This is a genomic window from Roseicyclus amphidinii (assembly GCF_030163755.1).
Lineage (GTDB): Bacteria > Pseudomonadota > Alphaproteobacteria > Rhodobacterales > Rhodobacteraceae > Roseicyclus > Roseicyclus amphidinii.
In genome coordinates this window covers 1-7,720 of the sequence record NZ_JASJOE010000099.1, presented here as the reverse complement: position 1 = coordinate 7,720, position 7,720 = coordinate 1, and the positions used below count along the sequence as shown (strand labels likewise).

Below are 7,720 nucleotides of genomic sequence, written 5' to 3'. Positions count from 1 at the left end.
CGGGCGGCAGCGGCAAACCGTCAGCGGCTGGCGGCGCGCGGCGGTCGTCAGGCGACAAGAGGGGGCTGCAGCGGGCGAAGGCAGTCGCCGGGCGGTTGGCCAAAGCCGACACGGCGCGCACCGGCTCGGGACCTGCGCCTGGAACCGCATGCAACGGGCATCGCATGGCGAGGATCGGGACAGGCGCGCCGGGTGTCATGTCGATGGCACCGGAAAAGACGGAACGGGGCACACCGGTCCCGCAAGGGCCAGCGACATCGGACCGCCCGCGCGCGGAAGCTGTGCATGGCTGTCGGTCCCCGGCAGGCGGCACGCGGGCCAACAGGCGGTCGGCGCGCGGCCAGCGCGGGAGCCGGCAAGGGGCGGCACAGGAGCCAGCACGGCGGGGCTGCATCGGGAGTCCGAAGCGGGGGCTGCATGGGCTTGGCACTGGAGGCCGGAGCGAGGCGCGGTGACAGGCGGGCCTCGTCGCGGGCCTCGTCACGGGCCGCGCCGTGGGCCGCGTCATGGCGCGCGCGGGCCCTTGCATGCGCTTGCAATCTCCGCGCGGCGCGGCCAGTCTCGCGCGCGGTGAATGCACGACAGGGGAGGGGCCGTCATGACCGCGTTTCGGGACAGGGTGATCGCGGGCGAGCCGCTGGTCGGAACCTTCATGAAGACGCCCAGCGTCGACATTCTCGAGGTGCTGATCCTCGCCGGGCTCGATTTCGTCTGCCTCGATGCCGAACACGCCCCCTTCGACCGGGCTGCGTTGAACGCCTGCGGGGCGGTGGCGCGGGCGGCGGGCTTTCCGCTGCTGGTGCGCGTGCCCTCGGCCGCGCCCTCCGAGATCGGCGCGGCGCTGGACCTCGGCGCGACGGGCGTCGTCGTGCCCCATGTCACCGATGCCGAGACGGCGGCCCGCGTCGCGCGCGCCGCGCGCTTCGGCCATGGCGGGCGGGGCTACGCGGGCTCGACCCGCTGGGCGGGCTTCGCCACCTCGGACATGGCGACGCTGCTGGCGCGCAGCCGGGACGAGACCGTCGTCTTCGCCCAGATCGAGGACCCCGAGGGGGTCGAGGCCTGCGAGGAGATTGCCGCCACGGCGGGCATCGACGCGCTGTTCCTGGGGCCCGCGGACCTGTCGGTCGCCTATGGCAAGACCGACCAGTCGAGCGCCGAACTGCTGGCCGCAACCGCCCGCGTGGGCCGAGCGGCCAAGGCGGCAAGCAAGGGTTACGCCACGTTCGTGCCCCATGCCGAGGCCGCCAAGGCATTGGAGAGCCACGGGTTTTCGGCCTGGTTCGTGGCGTCGGAACATGCCTGGATGCTGGCGGGCGCGCGCGCCGTGCTCAAGGGGTTCGGGCGCGGCTGACCGCCGGGCGCACTGCCGGACACACTGCCGGGCGCACTGCCGGAGACCGCGCGCGGGGTCGCTTGCCCGGTTCTTGCCGCATTTGCCGAAAATCCGACACGGTCCCGGCGCGAAAACTCCGCCGAGACTCCTTGCCTTTGCTGCACCCTGACCGCGGTTTTGCCGCGCGCCTCCGGCATTCATGCCCTGTCGCCGCCGATTGCGGCCGACACGAGCAGTGACCGTTCCGCCCGAGAAGCCCGCAGCAAGCGGCAAGGAGGCAAGCCCATGACCCGTTTCTTCACCACCCCCGCCCTGATCCTCGCCGCAGCCCTGGGCCTGTCGGCCTGTGCCGGCGGGTCGGATGTGTCGCGTAACGCGCCCTTCGACAGCATCGCCCCGGTGATCGAGGTGCCGACGCAGGATTGGTCGATCACCGCCTACGACATCACCGTGCCGCGCACGTTGACGGTGTCCGAGGCGAATTCGATCAAGCCCGCCGCCGATATCGTCTGGCGCGAGGACCCGCCGGGCGACCGCTACCAGCAGGTCGAAGGCATCCTCGAGCAGGCGCTGTCCGAGGTGTTCGTCCCGCGCGAGGACGCGCTGACGCCCGTCACCGTCAGCATCGAGCTGGTCGAGTTCCACGCCGTCACCCAACGCGCGCGCTACACCATCGGCGGGTCGCACGAGATCGTGTTCGTCCTGACCGTGCGCCATGCCGAAACCGGCGCGATCCTGTCGGGTCCGCGCCCTGTCGACCTGACCTTCCGCGCGCTGGGCGGGCAGGCCGCGATCGAGGCCGAGGCCGCGGGCATCACGCAGCGCGTGCGGATCGTCGAGCGCATCCAGGCCTGGGCGCGGACCGAGTTCCCGACCCCGACGCTGGGCTTCATTCCGGTCGCGCAGCTGGCGAACTGATCTTCCCCCGGACCGCCGGTCAAGCTAGAGGGGGCGCATGACAGCGCCCCTTTCGCCTTTGCCCGTCCTTCGCCTCAAGCCCAGGGCCGATGCCCGCAGCATCCGCCATGGCCATCCCTGGGCCTGGGCCGACGACCTTGTGCTCGACCGCCGCGCCCGCGCCGTTCCGGCGGGCGCGCTGGCCGTTCTGGAGGATGCCGAACGTCAGCCGCTCGGCCTTGGCGTCGCCACGGTCGAGGCGAAGATCGGCCTGCGCCTGCTGGACCGCGACCCCGCGGCCGTGATCGACCGGGCCTGGTTCGACGCGCGGATCGGGGCGGCGCTGGCGCTGCGGTCGACCCTTTGCGACGCGCCCTTCTACCGGCTGATCCATGCCGAGGGCGATGCGCTGCCCGGCCTGATCGTGGACCGGTTCGGCGAGGTGCTGGTGATGCAGCCCAACGCGATCTGGCTGGAAGAGCGCGAGGCCGATGTCGCCGCCGCGCTGCTGGCGGCCACGGGCTGCAGGACGCTGATCAAGAACGGCACCGGCCGCGCGCGGGCGGCCGAGGGGTTGCCCGAGGTGACCGAGGTTCTGGCGGGCACCGCGCCCGAGGGGCCGATCCCGGTGCCGATGAACGGGGCCACCTACTTGGCCGACGTGATGGGCGGGCAGAAGACGGGCCTGTTCTACGACCAGCGCGACAACCACGCCTTTGCCGCGCGGTTGGCGCGGGGGGCGCGGGTGCTCGACGTGTTCTCCCATGTCGGCGGCTTCGCGCTGGCCGCGCTTGCGGCCGGGGCCGAGCGGGCGCTGGCGGTCGACGCCTCCGAGCCCGCGCTGGCGCTGGCGCGGGGCGGGTCCGTGGCGGGCGACATGGCCGAGCGGTTCGAGACGCGGGCGGGCGATGCCTTTGCCGTGCTCGAGGCGCTGGGGGCGGAGGGGGCGCAGTTCGACCTCGTGATCTGTGATCCGCCGGCCTTCGCGCCTTCGAAACAGGCGCTGGACAAGGGGCTGCGCGCCTATGAGCGGGTGGCAAGGCTCGCCGCGCCGCTGGTCGCGCCGGGGGGTGTGCTGATCCTGTGTTCCTGTTCCCATGCCGCCGACCTCGGGAAATTCCGCGCCGCCTGCCTGCGCGGGATCGGCCGGGCGGGGCGTGATCCGCGGATCATCCACACCGGCTTTGCCGGGCCGGATCATCCGCAGCATCCGGCGCTGACCGAGACGGGGTATCTCAAGGCGCTGGCCTTTCGCCTGCTGCCATGAAGGCGGTGATCGACGCCTGCGTGCTCTACCCCACGGTGCTGCGCGAGATCGTGCTGGGGGTGGCGCGCGCGGGGCTGATCGCGCCGCTCTGGTCGGACCGGTTGCTCGAGGAATGGGCCCGCACCGCGGCGCGTCACGGGGGGGCGGCGGACGCGGCGCTGGCGCGCGGCGAGATCGCGGCCCTGTCGGCGGCGTTTCCGGGCGCGCGCATCGCCCATGACCCGGCCGCCGAGGCGGCGCTGTGGCTGCCCGATGCGGGCGACATCCATGTGTTCGCCACCGCGCTGGCGGGTGGGGCCGAGGCGATCATCACCTTGAACCTGCGGGATTTCCCCCGCTCCGAGCTGGCACCGCACGGGGTCGAGGCGGTCCATCCCGACGCCTGCCTCTCCGCGCTGTGGCTGCAGCGGCCCGAGGCCGTGGCGGGCGTGGTGGCCGGGGTGCAGGCCACGGCCGAGCGGTTGTCGGGCGAGGCGCTGGCCTTGCGCCCGCTTCTGAAACGCGCGCGGCTGCCGCGGCTGGCCAAGGCGCTGGGGTAGGGGGCGGAAAACGTGCGTTTTCCGGGGCGGAAACCTGCAGGTTTCCGGTTTGGGAAAACTGCAGTTTTCCCCCGTTTTGCTTGCGCAAAACGCGTCAGTCGCGCGGCAGTTCTTTGGCCCAGCGGGCCTCGAGCGCCTCGATGGCGCGCACGCGGTCCGCGGTCTTGGGGTGGCTCATGAGCCAGGCGGGCATCCCGCGCCCGGCCATGCCGGTCAGCCCCTCGAGCTTGAGGAACAACGATTTCTGCGGCCCCGTGCCGATCCCCGCCTTGGTCAGAAGGGCCGCGGCATAGGCGTCGGCCTCGTATTCGTCCTGACGGCTGAGCCGGGCGGCCAGCATCCCCGCCAGCATGTTGGCGATCCACACGCCGAGGCCCGGAATGAACCGGCCCAGCACGGTGGCCAGCGCCACGCGCACGGCGTTCTGGCCGGAAAAGTCGATCATCCGCCGCCGCGCGTGACCCAGAGCCACATGGCCGAGCTCATGGGCGATGACGCTGGCCATTTCCTCGCCCGTGACCTCGCCCGCCCGATACTTGTCGTAGAACCCCCGCGTGAGGAAAATCCGCCCGTCGGGTGCCGCCAGGCCGTTGACCGGCTCGATCTCGTAGATGTTCACGCGAATGCGCTCGATCCCCAGCGCGCCGGCCATGCGGTCGGTCAGCGCCCTCAGCCTCGGGTCTGCCAGTTCGGTCGATTTCGCGTCCAGCTCGCGGCCCGTGCGCCAGGCCGAGAAGAGATACATCACCAGCGCGTAGCCGATGGCCAGAAGGATCGGGGTGAGCTTCAACATCGGGGGAATATGGGGCGCGCGCGCGCGCGCGGCAACGGCACCGGGCGCCGCGTCGCAGGGGCGCTCACCGCCCCAGCTCGCGCATGCCGCGCTCGAGCCCCTCGAGGGTCATCGGCACCATGCGGTCCTCGAAGATCTGGCGGATCATGCCGATCGACCGGGTGTAGCCCCAGAGCCGCTCTTTCACCGGGTTGATCCAGAGGTGATCGGGCCATTGCGCGCGCGCGCGCTCCAGCCAGACCTGCCCCGCTTCCTCGTTCCAGTGCTCGTTCGCCCCGCCGGCAAAGGCGATCTCGTAGGGCGACATGGAGGCGTCGCCCACGAAGATGCATTTGTAGTCGGAGCCGTAGGTGTTCATCACCTCCCGGGTCGGGATCTGCTCGGTCCAGCGGCGGCGGTTGTCGCGCCAGACGGCCTCGTAAAGGCAGTTGTGGAAATAGTAGTATTCGAGATGCTTGAACTCGGCCTTGGCGGCCGAGAACAGCTCTTCGACCACGCGGATGTGGTCGTCCATCGAGCCGCCCACGTCGAGGAACAGGATCACCTTGACCGCGTTGCGCCGTTCGGGCCGCGTCTTGACGTCGAGCCAGCCCTGTTCGGCGGTCGCGCGGATCGTTCCGTCGAGGTCCAGCTCCTCGGCCGCGCCGTCCCGCGCCCATTGGCGCAGGCGTTTGAGGGCGACCTTGATGTTGCGGGTGCCCAGCTCGACGTCATCGGCGAAGTCCTTGAACGCGCGCTTGTCCCAGACCTTGACCGCACGGCGGTGGCGGCTTTCGTGCTGGCCGATGCGCACCCCTTCGGGGTTGTAGCCATAGGCGCCGAAGGGCGAGGTGCCGGCCGTCCCGATCCATTTCGAGCCGCCCTGGTGGCGGCCCTGCTGTTCGCGCAGGCGCTCGCGCAGCGTCTCCATCAACTTGTCGAAGCCGCCAAGCGCCGCGATCTCGGCGCGTTCCTCGGGGGTCAGGTGCTTTTCGGCGAGCTTTTCCAGCCACTCGCGCGGGATCTCGGCGGCCTCCAGCACCTGTTCGGGCGTGATTTGCTCCAGCCCGCCGAAGGCATGGGCGAAGCATTGGTCGAACCGGTCGAGGTGGCGCTCGTCCTTCACCATCGCGGTGCGGGCGAGGTAGTAGAACCCGTCGACGTCATAGGTCACGAGACCCGCCGAGACGCCTTCGAGAAAGGCGAGGTATTCCCGGAGGGAAACCGGGATGCGGGCGGCGCGGAGCGTGTCGAAGAAGGGCAGGAACATGTGCCCAGAGTGTCAGCCGGGGCCGGGGATCACAAGCATGGCGAAGGCCCCGATCAGGAAGCCAAGGATGCCGAAGATCGTCGCGTAATGCAGAAGGTCCAGCCGGTTGCCGCCGCGGCGGCGCGCGGTCCAGAGCCCCAGCAGGATCCCGATCCCGCCCCCGATGATGTTCAGCATGCGTGTATCCTGCCTGTCGTCCTAGGGCGAAAGGGCGGCCACCTCGGTCAGGCGGGCGCCGAGCGCCGCACTCGTGCCGAACCCATAGCGACCCCAGCCGAGGCTGTCGAGCAGGACCTGCCGCGCCTCCGACAGGCGGCCCTGCGCCTCGAGCGCCTCGGCCCGGATCATCAGGAGCGTGGACAGAAGGGCCGCGTTCTGCGCCCGTGTCGCGGCCGGCAGGGCCCGGCCCGTCAGCTCGAGCGCGACACCCGCATTGCCCGCGCTGAGGGCGAAGGCGGCCAGTTGCATGTCGACATGCGCCGATTGCACGCCGCCCGGCGCGATGCGCTCGAAGATGCCCGCCGCAGCCTGGAACGCCCTGAGCGAGGCCTCGCTGTCGGTGGCCAGCGACAGCCGCCCGAGCGCGAAATGGCTGAAGGCCAGCCGTGCGTCCGACAGGTTCGCCTGCCGCGCGATGGCGACCGCCCGTGCGGCGGCCGCCGAGCGCTGCCCGTCGCGGGTGCCGGGGCCAAGCGCCTCTTCGATGGCGGCGGTCCAGGCCCGCGGGGTGGGCTGGACCGGGGCCGCGCCGCCCTGCGCGCCGCGCGGGTTGAGGCGGTTCAACAGATCCGGCAGCACCGCCGCCACCTGTGCGCGGGTCATGCCGGGCCGGATCGCGTCGCTGTAATAGGCGCGCAGGACCAGCATGTCGAAGCCCGTCAGGATGGCGTGGAAATTGTCGTCGTTGAAGACGCTGTCGGGCAGGCGGTAGAGGTCGTTGAGCGGCCCCAGCGCCTGCGCCACCTCTTCGTGGAGGCAGTCGCGGATTTCCTGCGGGGGCACGTCGTTGGGGATGAACACCGCCACGCGCTCGCGGGTGACCAGCGTGGTCCAGTCCATCGCGCGGCTGTTGCGCGAACTGCGGAACTCGGCCCAGGAGGAGACGCGCGGCACCACGAAACAGGCCGCCTCGGGGACGATGCGCTGCATCCGCGCGCGCGGCAGCGTCTCGATGGTGATGTTCGCGGGCCCCTCGTCATGAGCCACGCGGCGAATGTCGATGCCCGCCTCCTGCCGCAGCCTGCCGAGCAGCCGGTCGAGGTCCTGCGACAGGGTTGCAGGGCCGCCGGGAACCGCGCTGACCGTGATCGGCCCTTCGAAGCGCGACAGCTGCGGGATCGGTCGGCCGGATTCCATGACGAAGGCAAGATCGAGGAAATCGACGGCGATCTCGGCATTGGGCCGCATCGGCGGCGTCGGTTGGGCCGCGCCGAACTGGTTCATCATCGGCATCGCCCGGTCCATCGCCGGGGCGGCGCGGCGTTCGGGCATGTCGCGCACGGCGGGAGCAGAGGGAACACAGGCCGACAGCGCAAGCGCGGCCGCCACGCACAGCGGCAGGAGAGAGACCCGGATCATGCGCGCCGCCGCCCGGCCGCGATCCCGCAGGCCGATGCCCCGACGCGGCCCGGCGCATCAG

8 protein-coding genes are annotated in these 7,720 nt (G+C 71.3%); 4 read left to right on the top strand and 4 right to left on the bottom strand.

Features of this window, described 5'->3' with window-relative positions:
- Window positions 1-598: 598 nt before the first annotated feature.
- The 4 genes from QQK83_RS18235 (at window position 599) to QQK83_RS18220 (ending at window position 4,039) form a co-directional block, all read left to right on the top strand.
- The gene (locus QQK83_RS18235; protein WP_284266727.1) at window positions 599-1,354 is read left to right on the top strand and encodes an HpcH/HpaI aldolase family protein; all 756 of its coding nucleotides are present in this window, start codon (window positions 599-601) and stop codon (window positions 1,352-1,354) included.
- A 267-nt stretch (window positions 1,355-1,621) separates the two neighbouring features.
- Window positions 1,622-2,254 carry a DUF6778 family protein gene (locus tag QQK83_RS18230; protein ID WP_284266725.1) on the top strand — a complete coding sequence of 211 codons (633 nt, stop codon included), beginning with the start codon at window positions 1,622-1,624 and terminating at the stop codon, window positions 2,252-2,254.
- A 37-nt stretch (window positions 2,255-2,291) separates the two neighbouring features.
- Complete coding sequence (locus tag QQK83_RS18225) at window positions 2,292-3,500, top strand: RSP_2647 family RNA methyltransferase (RefSeq protein WP_284266722.1); 1,209 nt, start codon at window positions 2,292-2,294, stop codon at window positions 3,498-3,500.
- Window positions 3,497-4,039, top strand: coding sequence for an RSP_2648 family PIN domain-containing protein (locus QQK83_RS18220; protein WP_284266720.1), 543 nt, complete (start codon window positions 3,497-3,499; stop codon window positions 4,037-4,039). Before QQK83_RS18225 ends, QQK83_RS18220 begins: the two co-directional genes overlap by 4 nt.
- A 94-nt stretch (window positions 4,040-4,133) precedes the next feature.
- On the opposite strand, the gene QQK83_RS18215 is transcribed toward QQK83_RS18220, so the two are convergent.
- From QQK83_RS18215 to QQK83_RS18200, 4 genes are all read right to left on the bottom strand, one after another.
- Window positions 4,134-4,832 carry a M48 family metalloprotease gene (locus tag QQK83_RS18215; RefSeq protein WP_284266718.1) on the bottom strand — a complete coding sequence of 233 codons (699 nt, stop codon included), beginning with the start codon at window positions 4,830-4,832 and terminating at the stop codon, window positions 4,134-4,136.
- A 64-nt stretch (window positions 4,833-4,896) separates the two neighbouring features.
- Window positions 4,897-6,081, bottom strand: coding sequence for a vWA domain-containing protein (locus QQK83_RS18210; protein ID WP_284266716.1), 1,185 nt, complete (start codon window positions 6,079-6,081; stop codon window positions 4,897-4,899).
- A gap of 12 nt (window positions 6,082-6,093) precedes the next feature.
- Window positions 6,094-6,258 carry a hypothetical protein gene (locus tag QQK83_RS18205; protein ID WP_284266714.1) on the bottom strand — a complete coding sequence of 55 codons (165 nt, stop codon included), beginning with the start codon at window positions 6,256-6,258 and terminating at the stop codon, window positions 6,094-6,096.
- A 21-nt stretch (window positions 6,259-6,279) separates the two neighbouring features.
- Window positions 6,280-7,659, bottom strand: coding sequence for a DUF2927 domain-containing protein (locus tag QQK83_RS18200; protein WP_284266712.1), 1,380 nt, complete (start codon window positions 7,657-7,659; stop codon window positions 6,280-6,282).
- Window positions 7,660-7,720: the final 61 nt, after the last annotated feature.